The following is a 22,340-nucleotide window of genomic DNA, read 5'->3' on the forward strand; positions in this document are numbered from 1 at the left end:
TCCTTCAGCTGGGGTCGCGGCGCTCTGCCGCCTCGGAACGACGTACGACGACGGCGGAGTTGAAGCCGCCCTTGCCCCGTGCGAGCACCAGGGCGGAGTCGACGCGGCGGGTGCGGGGCCGGTCGAGGACGAGGTCGATGCCGTACGCGGCGGGCACCTCGGTGGTGTGTGCGGTGGCAGGGACGACGCCTTCGCGGATACAGAGCAGCGCGGCCACCAGGTCGAGCGGCCCGCCGCCCGCGAACAGTCGCCCCGTCAGCGCCTTGGGCGCGGTGACGGGCACGCCGCCGGGCCCGAACACCTCCCGGATCGCCGCCGCCTCCGCACCGTCGTCGGCCGGGATCCCGGCCGCGTCGGCGAAGACGACGTCGATGTCCCCCGGCGTCAGTCCCGCGTCGGCGAGGGCGAGTTCGGCCGCCCTGCGCAGTCCCGGCGGTCGGCCGACGCCGGGTGCCGGGTCGAACGTCGAGGCATGGCCCGCGATCTCGCCGTAGGGCTCGCGGCCGCGGCTGAGGGCCGTGTCGGCGTTCTCGGCGATGAGGATCGCCCCGCCCTCGCCGGGTACGTAGCCGTCCGCGGCGACGTCGAACGGGGTGTAGGCGCGGCGCGGGTCGGGTGTCGTACTGACCCGGCCGCCGGAGATGTGGGCGGCCCAGCCCCAGGGGTCGAAGGCGGAGTCGACGCCGCCGCACACCATGAACGGGGTGCCGAGCCGGATGGCGCGGCGCGCGTTGCCCACCGAGTCGAGACCGCCCGCCTGTTCGCCGACGACGACGCTGCCGGGTCCGCGCATGCCGTGCCGGATGGAGATCTGGCCGGTGTTCACCGCGTAGAACCAGGCGAAGGACTCATAGACGCTGACTGCCGAAGGCCCTTGGGACCAGAGCTTCTTGAACTCCTTGTGGGTGAACTCGAAGCCCCCGGTGGCGTTCGACGTCATGACGCCCATGTCGAACTCGGCGAGTTCCGCGGGGTCGACACGGGCGTCCGCGAGGGCGGCCGCGGCCGCCGCGAGCGCGAGGCGGGTGGAGACGTCCGTCTGCGGCAGGAGCCGTTTGGGGATGTGCTCCAGCGGGTCGAAGTCCCGTATCTGGCCCGCGATTCGGGCGGGATAGGCGGAGGCGTCGAAGCGGTCGATCTCACCGATGCCGCTGCGGCCCGCAAGGACGGACGCCCAGAACTCCTCGACGGTGAGCCCGTTGGGCGCCATCACCCCGATGCCGGTGATCACCACCTTGTCGCTCATGCCACCGCTCCTTCCGCACGGCGCAGCACCATCGCGCTCTGGAAGCCGCCGAAGCCGCTGCCGACGCTGAGCACCGTGTCCACGCGCATCTCACGCGCCGTCAGCGGCACGTAGTCCAGGTCGCATTCGGGGTCGGGTTCGTGGAGGTTGGCGGTCGGCGGCACGACGCCCTGGTCGATGGCGAGCGCGCAGGCGGCGATCTCGATGGAACCGATGGCGCCGAGCGAGTGCCCCACCATGGACTTGATGGAGCTGACCGGCACCCGGTAGGCGTGGTCGCCGAGGCTGCGCTTGAAGGCGGCGGTCTCGTGCCGGTCGTTCTGTTTGGTGCCCGAGCCGTGGGCGTTGATGTAGTCGATCGCGTCGGTGTCGGTCCTCGACTCGTCGAGGGCGGCCCTGATCGCCTCGGCCATCTCGCGGCCGTCGGTCTTCAGGCCCGTCATGTGGTACGCGTTGAGCCGGGTCGCGTACCCGCTGATCTCGCCGTAGATGTGCGCTCCGCGGCGCCGCGCGTGCCCGTACTCCTCCAGGACGAACATGGCAGCGCCCTCCGCGAGGACGAAGCCGTTGCGCGTGCGGTCGAAGGGGCGCGAGGCCCGACCGGGATCGTCGTTGCGCGGGGTGGTCGCCTTGATCGCGTCGAAGCAGGCCACGACGATCGGTGTGACGGGGGTGTCGGCGGCCCCCGCGACCATCACGTCCGCGCTGCCCTCCTGGATGAGGCGGCAGGCGTGGCCCAACGCGTCGAGCCCCGAGGTGCAGCCGTCGGAGACCATCGCGGTCGGCCCTTCCGCACCGACCGCCCAGGCGACCTCCGCGGCGGCGGCGCCCGGGGTGAGGTAGTCGAACATGTGCGGGGAGAGATAGTCGGGGTCGACCTGCCACTGCCTGCCACCGTCGGACAGCACCAGGTACTCGCGCTCCAGGCTGGTCGCGGCGGCGACCGCGCTGCCCAGGCTGACGCCCGTGCGGTGCGGGTCCAGTTCCTCGAACTCGATGCCGCTGTCGGCCGCCGCCTCCCGCGCGCAGACCACGGCGAACTGCGCGGAACGGTCCATCCGGCGGATCTGACGTGCCGTCAATCCTTCGTGGACCGGGTCGAAGTCGCACTCTCCCGCGACCTGTGACCGGTAGGGGCTCGGGTCGAAGAAGGAGATCCGGCGGGTCGCGGTGCGGCCCGAACTCAGCAGATCCCAGAACTGCTTCTTCCCCGCGCCGCCCGGCGCCCGTACCCCGAGGCCCGTGATGACCACACGACGTGTCGGACGTGTCATCGGAGAGCCCCCGTTCCCGTTCCTTGTGCGGTCGTGGTCGTGGTGGTCGTGGTCACGATTGCATCGCCTCTTCCGTGGCGTTCATGAAGGACTCGACGGCTCCGTACGCGCGAAAGCGGTCGTATCGCGCGGCGACGAGGTCGGCGACGGGCATCGGGCGCAGTTCGTCGAGCACCGAGGCGAGCGCCGCGTGGACGTAGTCGGCGGCGAGCGCCGGATCGGTGTGGGCGCCGTCCGCCGGTTCGGGGACGACCGCGTCGGCGATGCCGAGGCGCAGCAGCGCGCCCGCGTCGATGCGCAACGCCTCCGCCGTGCCGGGCGCCGTCGCCGCGTCGTCCCACAGGAGCGCCGCGCAGCCCTCGGGGCTGATGACGGAGTACACGCAGTTGGCGCAGACGAGGACCCGGTCGGCGACGGCGAGCGCGAGGGCGCCGCCGCTGCCGCCCTCGCCGGTGACGAGCGTGACCACCGGCACGGGCAGGCCCGTCATCAGCCGGATGCTCTCGGCGATGACGACGGCCTGGCCCTGCCCCTGCTCCCCGGTCTCCAAGCCGGGGAAGGTTCCCGGGGTGTCGACGAGGGTGATCACCGGCAGGCCGAGCTTGCCCGCGAGGCGCAGCAGGCGGGCGGCCTTGCGGTGACCGGCCGGGGTGGTCGTGCCGAAGCCGCGCTCGCGCGGTGCCTCGCCGGGGTGGCCCTTCTGGTGGCCGAGCACCATGACGGGTACGCCGTCCAGGCGGGCGGGGCCGCCGACGATCGAGGGGCAGTCGCTGCCCCCGCGGTCGCCGCGCAGTTCCTCGAAGCCGGTGAAGAGCCGTCCGAAGTAGTCCAGCGTGGTCGGTCTGCCGAGGTGCCTCGCGCGCCGGACGGTCTCCTTCACGGCGGACTCGGGGAGCTCGGCGGGGTCGCGGATGAGCGGGGCGCGGGCGGACGGTGCTCCTGTGCCCTCGGCCCGTACGGCAGGTGACGCAGGTACGGCCGCCGTGGCCAGCAGCCGGGCGAGGGTGTCGCGCAGTTCGGCGCGCGGCCTGAGCACGTCGACGAGCCCGCGCTCCCGGAGGTACTCAGCCGTGCGCGATCCGTCGGGGAGTTCCGAATCCCAATCCGACCCCGATCCCGACTCCGCGACGATCACGTCGAAGAGCCCGGCGATCGAGGCCACGCCCTCGCCGTACGGCGGATCCGAGATGACCGCGAGGGTCAGGATGCCCTCCCTGTCCAGCTCGCCGAGAGCCTGCGCCGCCCTGGCCAACTGCGTCGGGGACACCGTCACCTCCTGCGTCCCGGCGCCCCCGGAAACGGCCACGACGAGCAGCGGGAGCCGCTCCCGCACCGCCCGTTCGGCGGCCGTGGCAATCAATTCACCCAGGAGGCGGAAGTCCGTCACCGCGGCCACCACCCGGTGTCCGTGCACCGCGCCCTCCGCGCACACCAGTGGATCGCCGGTGCGCGGCCGGGCGCCGAGCGGCTTCAGGCTGCCCGCGTCGAAGAGCTGCTCTCCTGCTTTCATCGTGGCCTTCTCTCGTTGAACCGTGGCGCGGCCAAGGGGCTCAGACGGTGCTGACGACGTCGTGGAAGGCGAGCCGGGGCAGCCGGGGGTGCCCCGAACCGGCGGCCGGGCGGCCGATGTTGACGACGGTGACGATCTCCTTGGTGCCGTCGCCGAAGAACGCCTTGTTGATCGCGTCGGCGTCGTATCCCACGATCGGCCCGGCGGCGAGCCCGGCGGCCCGGATGCCGACGATGAAGTACGCGACCTGCAGCGCCGTGTTGAACAGCGCCGAATCGCGTCGCACCGCCGGGTCCGCGAACAGGTCCTTGGCCTCCGGCAGGTGCGGGAAGACCTCGGGCAGCGTCTCGTGGAAGCGCAGGTCGGCCGCGAGCAGCGCGATCAGGGGTGCCGTGGCGGCCTTGGCGCGGTTGCCGTGGGCCAGGTGCGTGCGGAGTTCCCCGCGGGCTTCGGGTGAGCGCAGCAGGACCACGCGCATCGGCTGCTGGTTCATCGAGGTCGGCGCGTACTTCACCAACTCGTAGATGGCGCGCACCTGTTCGTCGCCGACGGGCTCGGACGTGAAGGCCGTGGCCGTGCGGGCCTCGCGGAAGAGGAGGTCCTGCGCGACCGGGTCGAGCGCCAGGTGCCGGGATGTCTCCGTGGGGATCATGCGGCCTCCGTACGGTCAGGGTGCGGCGTCCTCGACGAGCGCGACGACCCGGGTCCAGCCCGCGCCCGCGCCCTCGACGGCGACAGGGAAGCAGCAGATGGTGAAGCCGGTGGCCGCGGGCAGGTCGCCGAGGTGGGCGAGCTTCTCCAGCTGGAGGTACTCGGCGGTCCTGCCGTAGATGTGCGCGGGCCACAGGTGCGCGTTGTCCCCGGTGTGCTGGTAGTCCTCGATCATGCGGTGCATGGGGCGGTCCAGGCCCCACGCGTCGATCCCGATGACACGGATGCCGCGCTCGACGAGGTACGCCGTGCCCTCGCCGGTCAGACCTGGGAACTCGCGCAGATACTCCGCGCCGCCCCACAGCCGGTCGGCCCCGGTCCACAGGAGGGCGATGTCGCCGGGGACGGGCTCGTGCCCGGCCTCCTTGAACGCGGCCTCCAGGTGGTCGGTCGTGATGCCCTCGCCCGGCGGTACGTCGCGCACGTCCAGCCGTACGCCGGGTCCGTGGCACCACTCGAGGGGGACCTGGTCGATGCTCTTGGCCGGGGAGCCGCCGCTGAGCGGGCCGTAGTGCAGCGGGGCGTCCATGTGCGTGCCGGTGTGCGTGGTCAGCGTGACCGTCTCGTTCGAGATGGCCATGCCGTCGGGGAAGTCCTCGGGGGTCAGGCCGAGGACGGTGGCCCCGGTCCTGTGGTCGAGGAGGTCGACCGTGACCGGGGTGGCCTCGCTCGGCGTGGACCGCGTGGTCACGCTCAGGTCGATGAGGCGGGTCATGCCGCGGACGCCCCGGTGGCGCGGCCCTCGGCCTCGGACTTGACCGCGCCGAGGTCGTCGACGCTGTTGCGCTCGACACCGCCGCACAGCAGTTCGTCGGCCTCTTCGTAGGTGAACTTGCCCGCGACCTTGCCGTCGACCGGGTCCTTGGGCTTGAAGTCATGGGTGAGGACGAGCTGCGTACGCGTATCGGTGAGCGGGTACGCGCGCCATTCACCGCCCATGTGGCCGATGATCGGGGCGAGTTCGAGCTGTCGGTAGGCGATGACGTGCCGGTCGTGGTCGATGTCCCTGCGCGACACCCACGACTGCGTCTCGCCGTTCACGTCGACGACGAGCCGGACGATCTGGTGGGTCTCGGAGTCCTCGATGATCTTCGCCTCCTGGGTGGGCGGGAAGATCCGGGCGTAGCCCTCGACATCGACCAGGACGTCCCAGACCGCGGCGACGGGGGCATCGACGGTGACGGTGTGCTCGGTGTGTCGCATGACGCGCCTTCCGGTGAGGGTGAGTTCGCGGTGGTTGGCGTAGGCGGCCTGGTAGGTGATCTTCGAGTGCCAGCTCGCCAGGAAGTCGTGCACGTGCGGGAGTTCGGAGAACGCGCGCAGGGAGTCCAGGTCGCGGGCGGCGTACTGGGCGATCGCCGTGCCGGTCATGCCGCGCGAGTTGTCGTCGATCGGCAGCCAGTGGTGCGGCTCGCAGGCGAAGCCCTCGATGTACTCGGAGGTGAGCAGTAATTCCCGCAGTTCGTCGAAGAACCGGCGCTGATCGGATTCGGTGACCGATTCGTCGAAACGGTAGATCAGGGTGTGCAGAATCATCGATGCCTTCCCGATGCTCGGCAGTGCTCGGCCGGTACCGGGTTCATCCTGGAAAGCGGGCCTCAAGCGGTCCTCAAGCCCGGCTCAGGGAAACCGCCTTGACCGGGGCTTGAGCGGGGCGGCAGATCCTGGCGAACAGTCCAGATCCACGGACATGTCCAGATCCACGGACATCTGGAGCATCGATGAAGAGCTCGTTCGACATCGGAGTCCTGGGGCCGCTGCACCTGCGTTCCGGCGATTCGATACCGACACCGACCGCCCCCAAGGAAAGGGAGCTGCTCGCGCTGCTCCTGATGAATTCCGGTCGGGTCGTGCCCATCAGCACCATGATCGACGAACTGTGGCCGGAGCGGCCGCCGAAGACCGCGATCACCGCGCTGCAGACCTATGTCCTCAACATCCGCAGAAGCCTGTCGATCGCGCTCGGCCTGCACGGCCCCGACGTCAGGACCGAGCTGCTCCTGACGAAGAACAAGGGGTACGTGTTCCACACGGAGACCTGCGACTTCGACCTCACCCAGTACCACGACCTGGTGCTCGCCGGGCGCCGCGCCCTGCGGGACGGCGAGCGGAACCTGGCGGTGGGGCTCCTTCGCCAGGCGGAGGGACTGTGGCGCGGCGCTCCGCTCTCCGACGTCGACCAGGGCTCGCCCCTGCGCGCCGAGATCGCCGGACTCGAGCAGTCCCGGTCGGCCGCGCGCGCCTTGCGCATCCAGGCCGAACTCCACCTGGGGCACCATCAGTTCCTTCTCGCCGAATTGGCCGAACTGACCGCCGAGTATCCCTTCGACGAGAATCTGCACGGCTCTTACATGGAAGCTCTGCGGCGCAGCGGGCGCCGCGACAAAGCCCTTGAGGTGTATCAGCGTCTGCATCGTTCCATGGCCGAGCAGATAGGTCTTGAGCCGTGTCAGGAACTGCAAATTCTGCGGCGGGAAATCGAGCGGAGTCTCGCACCTGCCCCTGAGTACGAAAGGAGTGTGCCATGCGGGTTTCCAGCCTCCTCCATTACGGTCTCCAGGTACCCGACCTGAGCAGGGGAGGAAAGTTCTACGAGGACTTCGGCCTCTCCGTCTCCGCACACGGCTCTGTTCTCGCCGTGCGCTGCGACGCCCAGGATCTGGACCGCACACTGCTGACGGAAGGGCCCGACAAACGCCTCCAGCACATCGCGTTCGGGGTCGCGCCCGGTGACCTGCCCCGGATGCGGCGGCATCTGGAGAAGGAGGGCGTACGCCTGGAGGACGCGCCCGCGCGCGACGTGGCGCAAGGGCTCCCCGACGAGGTGGCGGCCGGTCTGTGGTTCCGTGATCCGCACGGCACCCTCGTCACCGTGCGCGAACAGCCGCCGCTGCCCGCGCCGACGGCCGACGCGCCCGCGATGAACGTGCCCGGCGACTACCGGCGCAAGGACGTCGCGCGCTGGCTGACCGCCGACGCGCCCACCAGGCCCCGGCGCCTGGGACACATGCTGATCTTCTCGCCGGACGTGGCCGCCTCCGAGCGGTTCTACGGCCGGACGCTGGGGCTCGGGCTCTCCGACCGGGTGCCGGGCGTGGTGACGTTCATGAACTGCGGCCCCGGTGACCACCACGTCTTCGGGTTCGTCCAGAGCACCCATCCCGGTCTGCACCACTCCAGCTGGGAAGTGGGCAGCGTCGACGAGATCGTGCTCGGCGCCCGGGGCCTGGCCGACCGGGGCAGTGCTCTCGGCTGGGGCCTGGGCCGTCACACCTTCGGCTCCAACCTCTTCCACTACATCCGTGATCCGTGGGGCAGCTGGGTCGAGTACTTCCTCGACATGGACCAGATCACGGAGAACTGGCAGCCGCGGGACTGGCAGGACGTGCCCTCCACCGTCTGGTGCCCGCTGCGCCCCGCCGAGTTCACCGAGAACACCGAGCCCACCCCGTGACAGCCACGTCGAAACCCACGAAGGAGTACGCCGAAGTGCCCAGTGAACCTTGGTCGTTGGTGACCTACGGGACCCCCGAGCAGCCGCTCCCCCGCACCGGCGTCCGCACCGCGGCGGGCACGGTCCACGCCGCGCCCGGCGCCCTCGCCGACACCCCGCTCCTCGACATCATCGGCGACTGGCGGCGGGTCGGCGACACCCTGCGCGGCTGGCGGCCCGACCCCGCCACCGCCGTGCCCGGCGCGGAGCTCCGCACGCCGCTGAGTTACCCCTCCAAGGTGCTGTGCGCGGGCGCCAACTACTACGGCCATCTGGAGGAAATGGGCGTGGAGAAGCGCGCGGAGCCCGCCGAGGCGTACTTCTTCGGCAAGACGCCGCGGACCACGGTGATCGGTCCCGGCGACGCCGTCCCCTACCCCCGGGGCGAGGGGCGGCAGCTCGACTGGGAGGCGGAACTGGCCGTCGTGGTGGGCCGCGCGGGCAAGGGTTTTAGCCCGGAGGAGGCACCGGATTACATCGCCGGGTACACCATCGCCAATGACCTGTCCGCCCGGGACGCGCTGCGGCGTCCGGAGGCGGTGGGACCGCCGTTCCAGTTCGACTGGCTGCGCACCAAGTCCCTCGACGGCTTCTGCCCCCTGGGTCCCGGCATCGTCCCGAGCTGGTTCGTCGAAGACCCGCAGGACCTGGGCATCACCCTGGCGGTCAACGGGGAACTCAAACAGAACTCCACCACCGGCGACATGATCAGGCCCGTGAAGGAGCTGCTCTCGGTCGCCGCCAAGGACATGACGCTGCTGCCCGGCGACGTGATCCTGACCGGCTCACCGGCCGGTGTCGGGATGGCCATCGGCGAGTTCCTGAACCCCGGCGACGAGGTCGTCATCGAGATCGAACGCCTCGGAAGCCTGCGGCACACGGTGGGGCCCCGCACCGACGGCTGAGAGCGGGCGCCGGATATTGGTTTGCCGCCCGTCAGCCGGTTCGGATAGGAATCTCGCATGCTCAGAGGCAGCGCAGTCGGGCTCAGGGCCCGGCACGAGGCGGACATTCCGGTCCTACAGGCCGAGCTCTACGACGACGTGGTCAACTACTCGCGCTCCGACGACGGACCGTGGCGGCCCATCACGCCCGGCTCGAAGAGGGCGGAGTACGTGGTGGACGACAAGGAGCAGGGCCACGCTTCCTTCTCCGTGGTCGAGCTGGACGGCGGCACACTGGTCGGCACCGCGACGCTGTGGAGCATCGACACCCACAACCGGTCGGCGCACATCGGGCTCGGGCTGCGTCCCGCCGCCCGCGGCAAGGGCTACGGCACCGACGTGGTCGCGGTCCTGAGCCACTACGCCTTCGTCGTACGCGGCCTGCGGCGGCTGCAGATCGAGACGCTGGCGGACAACGCCGCGATGCTGCGCGCCGCCGAGCGCAACGGCTTCGTGCGCGAGGGCGTGCTGCGCTCCGCGGCCTGGGTGATGGGCGAGTTCCTGGACGAGGTCGTGCTCGGACTCCTCGTCCAGGACTGGCAGCCGGACTCCCGCTAGCGCGGGGACCCGGCCCCCTGCTACGCCCAGGTCGGCAGCTCCACGTCCTTCGGGTCCCGCATGACCGTGCCCGGGTCGATGCCGAGGTCCGCCAGGAGGGCCCGCGCGGCATTGCGTCCCGGCCAGCCGCTCACTCCGCCGCCGGTGTGCGTGCAGGCCCCGGTCTGGTAGAGCCCGGGGACCGGCATGCGGTACGAACTCCAGCCCTTGACGGGGCGGTTGACGCCGAGCTGGTCGGGGACCATCGCGCCGCCCATGTAGCCGCCGTCGACGAAGTGCCGGTTCATCGCGGCGAGGTCCACGGGGGTGTGCACCGAGCGGGCGAGTTCGTCCCCCGGCTCGTACCCGGTGACCTTGCGCGCGTACGCGGCCACCAGCTGATCGGCGTACCCCTCCTTCTCCGCGTCCCAGCGCGCGGGATCGCCGTTCAGGCGGTACGGGGCGTAGGTGAAGAGCCGGACCGACGCGCGCCCTTCGGGCACCCTGCCGGGGTCGACCACCGACGGTGCGAGCGCGACCGTCATGCGGTCGTCGCCCGACAGTGTGCCCGCCGCGATGTCGTGCCACTGCGCCGCGAGACCCGCCGCTGTGCCGATGGTCGCGGTGACGGGCCGCAGCGGGCCGCCGGGCGCGGCGAAGAACGGCGCCTCGCGCAGGGCGAGATGGACCTGGAACACCGAGCCGCCGTTGCGCCAGCCGCGCAGCGCGTCGAACTCGGACGGCAGCCGCACGTCCGGGCCAAGGAGTCCGGCGAGCTGCGTCACGTGCGCTCCGGACAGCACCGCCCGGCCCGCCTCGAAGCGTTCGCCGCCGGTGGTGAGCACCGCCGCGGCGCGCCCGTTCTCCACCACGATCCGCTCGACCCGCCGTCCGCACAGGACGCGGCCGCCACCGGCCTCGACGCACGCCGTGAGCGCGCGGGGCAGCGCGGCCGAGCCGCCGATCGGGGTGACGCCGGAGATCCGCGTCAGGAGCAGCGCGAACTCCGCGGGCACGAAACCCGATCCCGGCAGGCTCAGGTCACCGATCGCCGAGGCGAAGCCGAGGAGCAGGGCGCGGGTGCGGTCGTCGGCGAAGGTCTCGTGGACGACGCTGTAGCCGTCCCGGGCGGCGAGCGCGTCCAGCTGCCGCGACGCGTCGTTGTCGGGGAGCGTGCCGGGCGGCACCGCCGAGCGCCGGACGCGTTCGGCGAGCAGCGGCTCGTAGGAGGTGACCAGCTCCCGGAAGGCCCGCGCGTCCGCCGCGCTGTAGCGCCCGATGGCCGCCGCCGTCGCCTCGACGCTCCGCTCCATGACGAGCGGTTCGCCCTCGTCCGCGCAGGAGAGCAGGGCCGGGTCGGGGGCGACGTAGCGCAGTCCGTATTCGGCGACCAGGCCCAGTTCGTCACCGCCCACTGCGGGGTTGAGCTGGGCGTACATGTGGAAGGTCGACGCGAGGTCGTCGTGGAAGCCCGGCAGGGTCACCTCATGGGTGGAGGTGCCGCCGCCCGGTTCGTCCTGTTCCTCGACCACGGTCACCGAGAGGCCGGCGCGGGTCAGATACGCGGCGGCGATCAGCGTGTTGTGACCGGCGCCGATCACCACGATGTCGCTGCGCGTGGTGGTCCCCGTGTGCAGGGGTTCAGTCATGTGTCCATCCCCAGATGTCGCGTACGTACTGTGTGCTGCTTCGGTCCAGGTCGAGGGCGCCGTGCGCGGTCGCGGTGCGTACGTCGCGCCAGGCCCGCTGCAAGGGGTCGGCCTCGGAGAGCATCGCCGAGCCCGAGAGGTCGACCACCCGGTCGACGGCGTCCCTGACGAGCCGCGCCGCCACCGCCGCGTCGCGCAGGACGCGGGCGACGGCCTCCCGGGACATGCCGGGTTCGTCGGCGGCGGCCACGGAGCGGTCCAGGAGCAGCCGGGCGATGTCGAGTTCCGCGCTGCCGCGGGTGAGGGCGAGGCGCGCGGTGGCGTCGCGCTTCGCGCGCCCACCGGCCCACGCGGTCAGTGCCCGCGTCGCGCCGCCGAGCGCGGGCGCCACGAACAGCGGCGGGCCGCTGCCCTGCAAGGGCGCCCGGTAGCAGGCGGCCGCGTCCGGGTCGTCGCTGCCGGACATGAGCGCGCTGTGCCCGAACGACCGGGAGCAGGGCACCCGCACCTGCTCGACGTGCACCGAGTCGCTGGCCGTGGCGCGCATTCCGGTGGGGTGCCAGGTGTGCTCGACGGTCCAGGCCGCGCGCGGCACCGCGAAGTACCGCACCCCGTCGGCCGGTTCGCCCGCGCAGTCGTCCCCGGCGACGCACAGCAGCGCCCAGTCGGCGAAGTCGACGCCGCTGAGGAAGTCCCACCGTCCGGTCACGGTCCACACGTCGCCGGAGAGGGTGGCGCGGCCCGAGGGGCGCAGGGCGCTGGACACCGCGGCGTCGGGCCCTTCGGCCCACAGCTCGGCCTGTCCCGCGTCCGGCAGGAAGGCGGCCATGCGGCCCGCCGTCGCGTAGATGAGACCGACCCAGGCGGCCGACACACAGCCGGTCGCGACGGTGCGCACCGCGCGGGCCAGGTCGGTGAAGGTGCCTTCGGCTCCGCCGTGCCGGGCCGGTACGAAGTGCCGGGCGAATCCGGCGCCGAGCAGTCCGGTCAGCACGTCGGGGGTCAGACGGCGTGCCCGGTCGGCCTCGGGCGCGTGCGCGGCGGCGAGGTCGGTCAGGCCGCTCAGGTCACTCAGGCCCCGCAAGGTGATCGGGCCGGTCGTCGTGGTCACACCCCTTCACCGGCCCGGTTCCACTCCAGCACCCTGCGCAGCTGCCGGTCACCCGCGGGCACGGTGCCGAAGAGGCTCAAGTGGCCGCCTTCCAGGTGGACTTCACGCACCTCGTCCTTGTCCTTCAGCCGAGGTGTGTGCGTGATGCCGACCCGGTGCACCACCCGGTCCCCGTCGATCCGCCAGGTGCCCGCGTACCCCATGAAGTCGAGCGGCACGGGCGTCGAGGGGGGCCGGGTCGACGCGGCGGTCCGCATGAGGCTCACGGACATGTGCCCGTCCGTGCTGTAGATCAGCAGGCCGCGGGGGTCGGGCCCGAGCGGGCCCTCTAGTCGTTCGCCGCCGGAACCGAGGTCGTCGAAGGCGACGAGGCGCCAGACGCCGGAGAGATCACTTCGCTGCATACCCGGCACGGTGCCGGGCCGCGCTCAAGACCATGTCAAGCGCCCGTTGGTTAGCCGGACTTGAGTGTCGCCTGAGGGCGCGTCCGCAGGGTCGAAGGGGTCGGCGGCCACCGGGCCGTGCGGATCAGTGCGGTTCCTGACTGCGGAGGCGTGGATGACGATCATTCGAACCGATCGGGGCGAGCGGGGCGCGGACGGCGGGCAGGGGCCAGTCCCCATGACCGTGCTGCGGGAGCTGTCCCTCGCCTCGGCGGGCACGGCGGCGCTGCGGGCCGCGGTACGGGTCGGCGTACCCGACGAACTGGGCGAAGAGCCCGCCACGACAGCGCAGTTGGCGCGTTCCCTCAAGGTCGACCCGGACGTCCTGGAGCGGCTGCTGCGCACGCTGAGGCAGTACGGCGTCTTCACCGAGACCGCGGCGGGGCACGTCCACACCCCCGCGTCCCGGCTGCTGCGCGAGGACCACCCCGAGAGCCTGAAGTTCTGGGTGCTCTGGGTCACCGAGCCCTGGACCTGGGAGCTGTGGCCGCGCCTGGAGAAGGCGGTCCGCACGGGCAAGGGCCACTTCGAGGAGGAGTACGGCGCGGACTTCTTCACGCATCTGCACCGGGAGTGGCCCGAGTCGACCGAGGTGTTCAACAAGTCTCAGACCGAGCTGAGCCGGTTGGCGTCGGACGCGGTCGCGGAGCGCCTCGACCTGGACGGCGTACGCACCCTGGCGGACATCGGCGGCGGCCGCGGCTTCACGCTCGCCACCCTCCTGGAGCGGAACCCGGCCCTCGAAGGCGTCCTGGTCGACCTGCCCGCCGCCGTGGCCGCGCCGGACCCGCGGCTGCGCCCCGACGGCACGCTGGCCTCGCGGGCGCGGGTCATGGCGGGCGACTGCCTCAAGGAGGTGCCGGTGGAGGCCGACGTCTACCTCTTCAAGAGCATCCTGGAGTGGGGCGACGACCAGACGGTGACGGCGCTGCGCAACGCCGCACGGGCGGGTCGCCCCGACAGCCGCATCGTACTGATCACCAACCTCGTGGACGACAGCCCGGAGATCCGCTACGCGACGGGGATCGACCTGCTGTTCCTGCTCAACACCAACGGCAAGCGCCACACGAAGAAGGGCGTGACCGCGCTGATCGAGCGGGCGGGGCTGCGGGTGGAGGGCGTCGGCCCGATCAACTCGCATCTGCACGCGCTGGAGGCGTCCATCCCGCCGGACTTCCTGTAGCACTCCTTCCTTTAGTACTCCTTGAGTACGGCTGAGGATCATTTGTGACGGCACATGAGAACTGACCACACCCCAGAGGTTCAGAGGCGAAAATGATCATCCACACCTTGGTCTTCTCCTTCTCCGACGCGATGTCGGACGCGGAGCGGAACCAGTTCTTCGTCGAGATGGACGACGTCATCCTCGGCTCCGGCCTGGCCGAGAAGATCGACCACAAGCCGCACCTGCGCCTGCCGGACGACGACTACGCCCCCGTCTTCGTCTCCAGCGCGATCGCCGAGATCAGCTGCAAGGACCTGCCCACGCTGCAGAAGCTCACCGGCTACCCGGAGCTCGGCAAGTTCCGCGACAAGTGGCAGGCGAAGTACCCGTACAAGGTGATCTGGGTGAACCACGAGAAGCTGACGGTCTGAGTCCGCGGCTCCAGCCCCGAATTCACCACTGAGGCGCCTCCGTCTTGTTCGGCCGATGACCGGCACGCGTCATCGACGGCGAGAGGGAGGCGCCTCTCCCGTGCCACCAGCCACACCCACACCACTCGCTCACCGCACCGCATTCCGGAGACATCCCATGACGCAGGACCCCACCGCGCCCATATCCCGCGGCGGACTCGGCCGCCGCTCCTTCCTCAAGGCCACCGGAGTCGCCGCGCTGGCGGTCGGCGCCCAGACGGCAACCACCGCCGCCGCACGGGCCGCCACCACCGCGCGGCCCGACGCCGACGCCACCGTCGTCCACACCCTGGTCTTCTCGTTCCCCGGCACCATGCCCAAGGCCCAACAGGACGCGTTCTACGCCGAGTTGCGCGACGTGGTGATGGGCTCCGGGCTCGCCCTGAGCGTCGACCACAAGCCGCATCTGCCCCTGCCCGACGACGCGAACGCCCCCGTCTTCGTCTCCAGCGGCATCGCCGAACTGCGCTGCAAGGACCTGGCCACCCTTGAGCGCCTGACGGGATATCAGCCGCTCAACGACTTCCGGACCAGGTGGCAGGCGAAGTACCCGTACCAGGTCGTGTGGACCAACCACCAGGCCCTGGCGGTCTGACCGTGCCGCCCCTGGCCGCTCAGCCCCGGTACGTCTCGAGCAGCCGCAGCCACACCTCGCTGATCGTCGGGTAGGCGGGGACCGCGTGCCAGAGCCGGTCGATCGGGACCTCGGCCGCCACCGCGACGGTCGCCGAGTGGATGAGTTCGCCCACGCCGGGGCCGACGAACGTGACCCCGAGGAGGATCTCGCGGTCGAGGTCGACGATCATGCGGGCCTTGCCGCGGTAGCCGTCGGCGTACAGACCCGCGCCCGCGACGCCCGACATGTCGTAGTCGACGGCGCGGACGCGGTGACCCGCCGACTCCGCCTCGGCGAGGGTCAGGCCCGCCGACGCCGCCTCCGGGTCGGTGAAGACGACCTGGGGGACCGCGGCGCGGTCGGCGGTGGCCGCGTGGGCGCCCCAGCGGTCGGTCTCCAGGAGCGGCACCCCCTGGGCGCGGGCGGCGATCGCGGCCCCCGCGACGCGGGCCTGGTACTTGCCCTGGTGGGTCAGGAGCGCACGGTGGTTCGCGTCGCCCACCGCGTACAGCCAGCTGCTGCCCTCCACCCGCAGGCTCTCGTCGACGGACAGCCACGAGCCGGGGGCGAGGCCCACCGTCTCCAGGCCGATGTCGTCGGTGCGCGGCGCGCGTCCCGTGGCGAACAGGATCTCGTCGGCTTCGAGGGTCTCGCCGTCGTCCAGGGTCGCCCGTACGGTGCCGTTATCGCGGCGCACGGCCGTCACGGAGACGCCGTCGCGGATCAGCGCGCCCGCCTCGGTGAGGGCCTCGCGCACCAGCTCACCGGCGAACGGCTCCATGCGGGGCAACAGGCCGCCGCCGCGCACCAGGACCGTCACCTCGGAGCCGAGCGCCTGCCAGGCCGTGGCCATCTCCACGGCGACGACTCCCCCGCCCACCACGAGCAGCCGCCCCGGCACCCGGTCGGCGCTGGTCGCCTCGCGGCTGGTCCAGGGCTTGACGTCGGCGAGCCCCGGCAGATCGGGCAGCGCCGCGCGGGTGCCGGTGCAGACGGCGACCGCGTGGCGGGCCTCCAGGGTCCGCTCGGCGCCGTCCTGGCCGGTGACCGTGACCTTGCGGGTGCCCGCGATGCGGCCGTGCCCGCGGTACAGGTCGACGCCCACGCCCTCCAGCCAGCCGACCTGGCCGTCGTCCTTCCAGTGCGAGGTGTAGTCGTCGCGGTGCGCGAGGACCTCCGCCGTATCGAGGGGGCCCCGCGCGGCCTGGCGCAGGCCGGGGGTGCGGCGGGCGTCGGCGCGGGCGATCACGGGGCGCAGCAGCGCCTTGCTCGGCATGCACGCCCAGTACGAGCACTCCCCGCCCACGAGCTCGCTCTCCACGATCGCGGCGCTGAGCCCGTTGGCCCTGGCCCGGTCCGCGACGTTCTCCCCCACGGGGCCCGCTCCGATGACTACTACGTCGTACGTGATGGCATCCGTCATAAGGACAGTCTCTCCGCAGGTGTGCGCCGTGGCCACACGGGTACGCGCGCGGAACGCCCCGGTATCGCGCGCGGGGGCTCCCGCGCGCGGGACGGTCGGAATACGTCCGTCCCTCCGGCGGTTGTGCACAGCGGCTACGCCCGATATCAGGAAGTAGGGAACACCATGAGCAGCTCGACCGTGGAGCTCACCAAGGAGAACTTCGACCAGACGGTCACGGACAACGGATTCGTCCTGATCGACTTCTGGGCGTCGTGGTGCGGGCCGTGCCGTCAGTTCGCCCCCGTCTACGAGAAGGCCGCTGAGGCCAACCCCGACCTGGTCTTCGCCAAGGTCGACACGGAGGCCCAGCCCGAGCTGGCGTCCGCGTTCAACATCCAGTCCATTCCGACCCTGATGATCATCCGTGATCAGGTCGCGGTGTTCGCCCAGCCCGGCGCGCTCCCCGCGGAGGCCCTGACGGACGTCATCGGCCAGGCACGGAAGCTGGACATGGACGAGGTCCGCCGCCAGGTCGCCGAGGAGCAGGCCAAGCAGCAGGAGCAGTGAGCGGCTAGCTGGACTCGCGGTGCACGACGTCCGCGCCGAGGACGTCGTGCACCTCGGGTTCGGCCCCCGGGTCGCGCACCACGCGGTCGACGAGTTCGGCGAGGCTGCGCCCGGACGGCAGGTCGATGCGGACGGTGCTGAGCCGGGGCCGCAGGAGCCTGCCGAGCATCAGGTCGTCGGAGCCGATGACGGCCGTGTCGCCCGGCACGTCGATGCCTTCGTCCTGCAACGCCCGCATCAGCAGCATCGCGTACTCGTCGTTGTACGCGAAGACGGCGTCGACGCCGAGGTCGCGCCAGCGGGCCGCGAGCCGCGCGGCCGATTCCTCGCTGTAGCCGAGGGAGAGTTCGGTGACGGTGGCGCCGTGGGTCCCGGTGGCCTCGACCGTCTCGCGCAGGCCGGCCACCCGCGGCTGCCAGAACATCTCGAGACCGGCCTCCGTCGGGACGATCGCGCCGATGCGGCGCCGTCCGCGCGCCAGGAAGTGCAGCGCGGCGGCCCTGCCCACCCTGCGTCCGTCCATCAGGAGCGCGTGCGCGCCCTCCACGCGCTGCGGTCCGAGGGTGAAGACGGCCTTGGCACCCGAGCGCTTGAGGACCGTCACGCCCCGGGGTCCGAGCGCTGACGCGTCGGGCGCGAGGACGGCGACCGGGCGCAGCTCGGCCCAGGCACGCGCGGCGTCCTCGCCGGTCATGCCGAGGCTCGCGTACTGCACGACGGTGTAGTCGAGGCGGCTGAGCGCCCACTGCAGCTCGTTGAAGAACGTGCTGAACAGGAGGCCCATCGGGATCTCCGACGTGGGCATGAGCACCATGCGGCTGTGCCCGGCGCGCAGGCTGCGGGCGGCGGCGTGCGGGACGTACCCCAGCTCCCTGGCCGCGTCGTGGACACGGCGGCGGGTGGGCTCGCTGATGCGGACGGCGCTGGTGTTGTTGAGGACGTACGACACGGTGGCGCGGGAGACCCCCGCCAGGCGTGCGACGTCGGCGCTCGTCGGCACGGAGCGCTGCGCTGGCTGCTGGTTCGGTATGTGCACCATGACATGGGCATCTTCGCAGACCGATCAGGGGCGCCCGCAGGCGGGCGGCGGGGCGCGGGCGGGCGGAGCTCGGCGCACAACTTCCCTGTGCGCATTCCCCGTTGCCCTACTCGCCGGTTAACGTGCGGGCACCCGTCGTCGAACGAAGGTGCCCCCCACATGACTGCCGACCGTGCCGACGGCCTGGCGCGCACCGCCCGCGCGCTGGCCGAGGGAGAGGTGTCCTCGCGTGCGCTGACCGAGCGGACGCTGGCCAGGATCGAGGCGGCGCAGCCCGTCCTGAACGCCTTCAAGCTGGTGCGGGCCGAGGCCGCGCTCGCCGAGGCGGACGCCGCCGACCGGGAGTTGGCGGCGGGCGGCCCCTTCCCCGGGCGGCCGCTGCTCGGGGTGCCGCTGGCCGTGAAGGACGACATGGACATCGCGGGCGAGCCGACCGCGTTCGGGTGCAGGGGCGATTTCCCGCCGAAGTCCGAGGACTCCGAGGCGGTGCGCAGGCTGCGGGCGGCCGGGGCGGTGCTCGTCGGCAAGACGAACAGCTGTGAACTGGGGCAGTGGCCGTTCACCGAGGGGCCCGGGTTCGGCGACACCCGCAATCCGTGGAACACCGGGCACACGCCCGGCGGTTCCTCGGGCGGCTCGGCGGCCGCGGTCGCCGCGGGGCTCGTGCCCGCCGCGCTCGGCTCGGACGGCGCGGGCTCGGTGCGCATCCCCGCGGCCTGGACGCATCTGGTGGGGATCAAGCCGCAGCGCGGGCGGATATCGACGTGGCCGTGGGCCGAGGCGTTCCAGGGCATCACCGTCAACGGCCCGCTGGCCAGGACCGTCGCGGACGCCGCCCTGCTCCTCGACGCGGCGAGCGGCAGCCACGCGGGCGATCTGCACCGGCCGCCCGCCGTGCGCGCCGCGGAGGCGGCGACGCGCGATCCGGGGCGGCTGCGCATCGCGCTCTCCCTGCGCATGCCGTTCACGGCGACGCCCAAGCGGCTGCACCCCGTGGTGCGGGACCGGGTGGTGGCGCTCGCGGAGCGGCTCGCCGCGCTCGGGCACGACGTGGCGGCCGCCGATCCGCGCTACGGCCAGATCGGGCTCGCCTTCGTGCCGCGCGCCACGGCGGGCATCGCCGAGTGGACGCGGCACGTCCCCGATCCCTCGCTCCTGGACCCGCGCACCCGCGAAGCGGCCCGCATGGGGCGGCTGTTGGGCGGCGCCCCGCTGCGGCTTGCGCGGCGCGCCGAGGTGGCGCTGCACCGCAGGGTGGGCGCAGTCTTCTCGACGTACGACGTGGTGATCGCGCCGACGACGGCCACTCCCCCGCCGCGCGTCGGCGCCCTGGCCACCATGAACGGCTTGCGCACCGACCGGGCGATGATCGCCGCCTGCCCGTACGCGTGGCCGTGGAACGTCCTCGGCTGGCCGGGCGTCAACGTGCCCGCGGGACACACCCCCGGCGGCCTCCCCGTGGGCGCGCAGCTGCTCGGGCCCGCGGGCAGCGAGCCGCTCCTGATCTCGCTCGCCGCGCAGCTGGAGGCCGACCAGCGCTGGTACGAGCGGTGGCCGACGCCGGTCCCGGACACGGCACCGGCGCCGTGAGGCGGTTCAGCCGCGGGCGAGGACCCGCCAGAGCCCCGGGTCCTCGAAGCCCAGTGCCCACAGGACGGTGTTGGTGACCCGGTATCTGCGCAGCGCGGGCAGGTGCGCCGCCGTGCCCCGCGCGTCCTGATACCAGACCGTCCGGCGTGTCCCGCCCTCCTTGTACGTGAAGTGGGGCGTGCTGGAGGCGGGGTCGATGCGGTAGGGCGCGCCGACCTTGCGGCGCAGCGCCTCCGCCTCGACGGAGGTGACGTGCCTGGCCCGGTCCCGCTTGCCGACGGCCCAGTCCCAGCCGTAGGCGGGCAGCCCCATCTCCAGCTTGCGGCGCGGCACTTCGGCGGTGGCGCGGCGCAGGATCTCCTCGTACCAGGCGGGCGTGGAGAGCGGTCCTGGGCCGCCCTCCGCCCAGTGCAGGTTGTACGCCATGACGCGCAGCCGGTCGGCGGCCGCGCCGAGCCGCCGGTAGTCCCAGACGCGGCCGGTGCCCGCGGTCTTCGGGGAGACCGTGATGACGCACTGTTTGCGCAGGGCGTGCAGCTGGCGGCAGAGGTCGGTGACCATCGTGGCGTAGCCGTCGCGGACCTTCTTGTACACGGCGTCGCCGGTCGGCGCGATGGTCTCGTAGTCGAGGTCGAGGCCGTCGTAGGCGCCGAGGCGCACGGTTTTGAGCAGTTCCTTGATGTGGGTGGCGCGGTGGCCCGGGTCGGTGACGACGGCGGCGAGGGCCCCGGGTGCCATGGTCTCCATGACGGTCGGCACGACCTTGATGCCGGCCCGGTGCAATCCGTCCACGACACGCCGCTCACCCGCGCCGGAGTGCGCGGCGACACGCCCGGCGGACTTGGCCTGGTACCAGAAGGGGCTGACGGTGTGCAGCTGGTCCTTGTGGCGCAGGGCGCTCTTGAAGGCGGCGTCCTGGTTCCAGTACGGCAGCCAGGCGGAGGCGGTGCGGGGCGGCGGTGCGGCGTGCGCGGGCGGCGGGGACGAGCCGGTGGCGGCGGGGACGGCGGCGAGCGCGGAGCCCGCGACGGCGAGGACGACGAGGGCGCGGGCGTGGCGCGGGTGTCGAAGCAGCATGCCCCGAGCCTGCGGGTCATCGGGCGGACCCGCTCAGCGGATTGGGCCGGACAGGTCCTACGGTGACCCGTGTGACTGCTTCCATCGATGATCCGCACATGTCCGCGTCGCCGGGGCGCTCCGGCGCCACCGCGACCACCGAGGTCGCGCCGCACCGGGTGGGCCGGGTGCGCACCGAGTACGCGCCCGAGCACGACGGCGACCCCGATCCCGGTGAGATCGTCTGGACGTTCGTGCCGTTCGAGGAGAACGACGGGCGCGGCAAGGACCGCCCGGTTCTCGTCGTCGCCCGTGAGGCGGCGGGCACGCTGCTGGCCGTGCAGCTGTCGAGCAAGCGCCACGCGGGGGACCGGGAGTGGTTGCCGATCGGCAGCGGTCCGTGGGACCGCGAGGGACGCGAATCGTGGGTGGACATCGACCGGGTGCTCCGGCTGCACGAGCAAGGCATGCGGCGTGAGGCGGCCGCGCTCGACCGGATGCGGTTCGACCTCGTCGTACGCCGTCTGCGGGAGCGCTACGGCTGGCGCTGAGCCGCCGCGGCCTCGTCCGCGAACGCCGTCTGGAAGGCGCCGCGGGTCACCGCGCCGGTCGTGCGGTCGAGCACCCCGAACACGACGTGCGCGAAGTATCCGTGGAACCGGCCGCCCCGGCCGAGCAGCTCCTTGAACGCGCCCGCGACGTGCGCCGGGTCGTTCATGAAGACGCCGCAGCCCCACGCGCCGAGCACCAGGCGGTGGTGGCCGCGGGCGGCGGCCGTCTCCAGGACGCGCTCCGCGCGCGCCGCGACGGCCGCGGGGATCAGTCCGGCGCGCTCGGGCGTCTGACGCCTGATCACTCCGGCGTTCGGCGCGGCGGAGGTGAGGAAGCCGACCGTGTACGGCGTGTCGAGCAGGTCCCCGCGGTCGTCGCGGAAGACGGGGACGCCGGGCGAGTACACGACGCGGTCGCTGTAGAAGGGATCGCGCTCCGCGCGGTGGTGGTCGTAGAACGCGCGGGCCCGCAGCTGGCAGGTGTACAGCGCGGAGGCGCGGCACAGCGCCTCCTCCTGTGCCTGGGCGCCGTTCAGGTACCCGCCGCCGGGATTGCGCGCGGACGCGAAGTTGAGCACGGCGACCGGGGAGTCCGCGGCGCCGACGAGCCTGCGGGCCGCCGCCAGGCTGCTCTCGGCCGTGACCTCGAAGCGGGTGGGCACGGGCGGGCGCGGCGGTAGGTCCACCGGCCCAGGACCGTACATCCGGGTTCCCTCGCGGGCCGCGGCCACGGCGTCGGCGATCGCCACCGTGCGCCCGCTCGCCGCGGTGTACTCCCCCGCCGCGACGATCTGTTCCGTCTCCTGCGCCTGTGCGCGCAGCCGGGCGCTCATGTCCGCGCCCCGTTGTCGTTCATGAACGCATGGTGAGCTCCGCGTGGCGGGTGGCACAACTCAATTCCCGGCGCGAAAACGGTCTTAGGGGCACTCTTGTGCGAAGGCCCGCGAGGGTTTTGGGTATGAC

The 22,340-nt window shown here is 72.2% G+C and carries 23 protein-coding genes; 10 read left to right on the forward strand and 13 right to left on the reverse strand.

Translation table 11 applies throughout. The features are described 5' to 3' along the window. Positions 1-4: 4 nt before the first annotated feature. The 6 genes from CP970_RS02645 to CP970_RS02670 are packed head-to-tail and all read right to left on the reverse strand — an operon-like array spanning position 5 to position 6,277. The gene (locus tag CP970_RS02645; RefSeq protein WP_055554166.1) at positions 5-1,246 is read right to left on the reverse strand and encodes a ketosynthase chain-length factor; all 1,242 of its coding nucleotides are present in this window, start codon (positions 1,244-1,246) and stop codon (positions 5-7) included. Beyond that, the gene (locus tag CP970_RS02650) at positions 1,243-2,520 is read right to left on the reverse strand and encodes a beta-ketoacyl-[acyl-carrier-protein] synthase family protein (protein WP_055554168.1); all 1,278 of its coding nucleotides are present in this window, start codon (positions 2,518-2,520) and stop codon (positions 1,243-1,245) included. The genes CP970_RS02645 and CP970_RS02650 overlap by 4 nt, the downstream gene beginning before the upstream one ends. 52 nt (positions 2,521-2,572) lie before the next feature. After that, the gene (locus tag CP970_RS02655; RefSeq protein ID WP_055554170.1) at positions 2,573-4,030 is read right to left on the reverse strand and encodes a carboxyl transferase domain-containing protein; all 1,458 of its coding nucleotides are present in this window, start codon (positions 4,028-4,030) and stop codon (positions 2,573-2,575) included. A 40-nt stretch (positions 4,031-4,070) separates the two neighbouring features. Beyond that, on the reverse strand, positions 4,071-4,682 hold the full coding sequence (locus CP970_RS02660) for a malonic semialdehyde reductase (protein ID WP_055554172.1): 612 nt from the start codon (positions 4,680-4,682) through the stop codon (positions 4,071-4,073). Between the two features lie 15 nt (positions 4,683-4,697). After that, positions 4,698-5,456: a cyclase family protein gene (locus tag CP970_RS02665; protein WP_055554174.1), complete on the reverse strand. Its 759-nt coding sequence runs from the start codon at positions 5,454-5,456 to the stop codon at positions 4,698-4,700. Further along, positions 5,453-6,277 carry an aromatase/cyclase gene (locus CP970_RS02670; RefSeq protein ID WP_055554176.1) on the reverse strand — a complete coding sequence of 275 codons (825 nt, stop codon included), beginning with the start codon at positions 6,275-6,277 and terminating at the stop codon, positions 5,453-5,455. The genes CP970_RS02665 and CP970_RS02670 overlap by 4 nt, the downstream gene beginning before the upstream one ends. Before the next feature lie 185 nt (positions 6,278-6,462). Here CP970_RS02670 and CP970_RS02675 point away from each other — a divergent pair, with 185 nt between their 5' ends. The 4 genes from CP970_RS02675 to CP970_RS02690 are packed head-to-tail and all read left to right on the forward strand — an operon-like array spanning position 6,463 to position 9,736. Beyond that, positions 6,463-7,314, forward strand: a complete 852-nt coding sequence (locus CP970_RS02675) for an AfsR/SARP family transcriptional regulator (RefSeq protein WP_055554178.1) — start codon at positions 6,463-6,465, stop codon at positions 7,312-7,314. Next, on the forward strand, positions 7,266-8,195 hold the full coding sequence (locus CP970_RS02680; protein WP_055554181.1) for a VOC family protein: 930 nt from the start codon (positions 7,266-7,268) through the stop codon (positions 8,193-8,195). Before CP970_RS02675 ends, CP970_RS02680 begins: the two co-directional genes overlap by 49 nt. Before the next feature lie 35 nt (positions 8,196-8,230). Then, positions 8,231-9,139 (forward strand): fumarylacetoacetate hydrolase family protein, encoded by a 909-nt coding sequence (locus CP970_RS02685; RefSeq protein ID WP_079043916.1) that lies wholly within the window; start codon positions 8,231-8,233, stop codon positions 9,137-9,139. A 57-nt stretch (positions 9,140-9,196) separates the two neighbouring features. Then, a complete protein-coding gene (locus tag CP970_RS02690) occupies positions 9,197-9,736 on the forward strand; it encodes a GNAT family N-acetyltransferase (protein ID WP_055554186.1) in 540 nt (179 codons plus the stop codon). A 20-nt stretch (positions 9,737-9,756) separates the two neighbouring features. On the opposite strand, the gene CP970_RS02695 is transcribed toward CP970_RS02690, so the two are convergent. Genes CP970_RS02695 through CP970_RS02705 form a run of 3 tightly spaced genes read right to left on the reverse strand, consistent with a single transcriptional unit; the run spans position 9,757 to position 12,879 of the window. Continuing rightward, the gene (locus CP970_RS02695) at positions 9,757-11,364 is read right to left on the reverse strand and encodes a phytoene desaturase family protein (protein ID WP_055554188.1); all 1,608 of its coding nucleotides are present in this window, start codon (positions 11,362-11,364) and stop codon (positions 9,757-9,759) included. Next, positions 11,357-12,475 carry an acyl-CoA dehydrogenase family protein gene (locus CP970_RS02700; RefSeq protein ID WP_055554190.1) on the reverse strand — a complete coding sequence of 373 codons (1,119 nt, stop codon included), beginning with the start codon at positions 12,473-12,475 and terminating at the stop codon, positions 11,357-11,359. The genes CP970_RS02695 and CP970_RS02700 overlap by 8 nt, the downstream gene beginning before the upstream one ends. Next, on the reverse strand, positions 12,472-12,879 hold the full coding sequence (locus tag CP970_RS02705) for a lipocalin-like domain-containing protein (protein WP_055554192.1): 408 nt from the start codon (positions 12,877-12,879) through the stop codon (positions 12,472-12,474). The genes CP970_RS02700 and CP970_RS02705 overlap by 4 nt, the downstream gene beginning before the upstream one ends. A gap of 154 nt (positions 12,880-13,033) precedes the next feature. Between CP970_RS02705 and CP970_RS02710 the strand changes: the two genes are divergently transcribed. From CP970_RS02710 to CP970_RS02720, 3 genes are all read left to right on the forward strand, one after another. Further along, positions 13,034-14,101, forward strand: a complete 1,068-nt coding sequence (locus tag CP970_RS02710) for a methyltransferase (RefSeq protein WP_055554194.1) — start codon at positions 13,034-13,036, stop codon at positions 14,099-14,101. 92 nt (positions 14,102-14,193) lie between these two features. Next, a complete protein-coding gene (locus CP970_RS02715; protein ID WP_055554196.1) occupies positions 14,194-14,514 on the forward strand; it encodes a hypothetical protein in 321 nt (106 codons plus the stop codon). A gap of 157 nt (positions 14,515-14,671) precedes the next feature. Beyond that, positions 14,672-15,148 carry a hypothetical protein gene (locus CP970_RS02720; protein ID WP_055554198.1) on the forward strand — a complete coding sequence of 159 codons (477 nt, stop codon included), beginning with the start codon at positions 14,672-14,674 and terminating at the stop codon, positions 15,146-15,148. 19 nt (positions 15,149-15,167) lie between these two features. Here CP970_RS02720 and CP970_RS02725 read toward each other — a convergent pair whose 3' ends face one another. Beyond that, positions 15,168-16,592 (reverse strand): dihydrolipoyl dehydrogenase family protein, encoded by a 1,425-nt coding sequence (locus tag CP970_RS02725; protein ID WP_055554200.1) that lies wholly within the window; start codon positions 16,590-16,592, stop codon positions 15,168-15,170. Positions 16,593-16,757: 165 nt separating this feature from the next. Between CP970_RS02725 and trxA the strand changes: the two genes are divergently transcribed. Next, positions 16,758-17,141 (forward strand): thioredoxin, encoded by a 384-nt coding sequence (gene trxA / locus CP970_RS02730; RefSeq protein ID WP_055554202.1) that lies wholly within the window; start codon positions 16,758-16,760, stop codon positions 17,139-17,141. Positions 17,142-17,145: 4 nt separating this feature from the next. Here the strand turns inward: trxA and CP970_RS02735 are convergent, their stop codons facing one another. Further along, the gene (locus CP970_RS02735) at positions 17,146-18,180 is read right to left on the reverse strand and encodes a LacI family DNA-binding transcriptional regulator (RefSeq protein ID WP_055554204.1); all 1,035 of its coding nucleotides are present in this window, start codon (positions 18,178-18,180) and stop codon (positions 17,146-17,148) included. Between the two features lie 159 nt (positions 18,181-18,339). Between CP970_RS02735 and CP970_RS02740 the strand changes: the two genes are divergently transcribed. Next, positions 18,340-19,770: an amidase gene (locus CP970_RS02740; RefSeq protein ID WP_055554206.1), complete on the forward strand. Its 1,431-nt coding sequence runs from the start codon at positions 18,340-18,342 to the stop codon at positions 19,768-19,770. A gap of 6 nt (positions 19,771-19,776) precedes the next feature. On the opposite strand, the gene CP970_RS02745 is transcribed toward CP970_RS02740, so the two are convergent. Continuing rightward, a complete protein-coding gene (locus CP970_RS02745; RefSeq protein WP_150492911.1) occupies positions 19,777-20,847 on the reverse strand; it encodes a glycosyl hydrolase family 18 protein in 1,071 nt (356 codons plus the stop codon). Between the two features lie 98 nt (positions 20,848-20,945). Here CP970_RS02745 and CP970_RS02750 point away from each other — a divergent pair, with 98 nt between their 5' ends. Further along, positions 20,946-21,377, forward strand: coding sequence for a type II toxin-antitoxin system PemK/MazF family toxin (locus tag CP970_RS02750; protein WP_055553391.1), 432 nt, complete (start codon positions 20,946-20,948; stop codon positions 21,375-21,377). Here the strand turns inward: CP970_RS02750 and CP970_RS02755 are convergent. Next, positions 21,362-22,210, reverse strand: coding sequence for a TIGR02452 family protein (locus CP970_RS02755; protein WP_055553394.1), 849 nt, complete (start codon positions 22,208-22,210; stop codon positions 21,362-21,364). The two genes, CP970_RS02750 and CP970_RS02755, sit on opposite strands and share 16 nt — an antisense overlap. Between the last annotated feature and the right edge of the window lie 130 nt (positions 22,211-22,340).

Source organism: Streptomyces kanamyceticus (assembly GCF_008704495.1).
In the GTDB taxonomy this organism is placed as follows: Bacteria; Actinomycetota; Actinomycetes; order Streptomycetales; family Streptomycetaceae; genus Streptomyces; species Streptomyces kanamyceticus.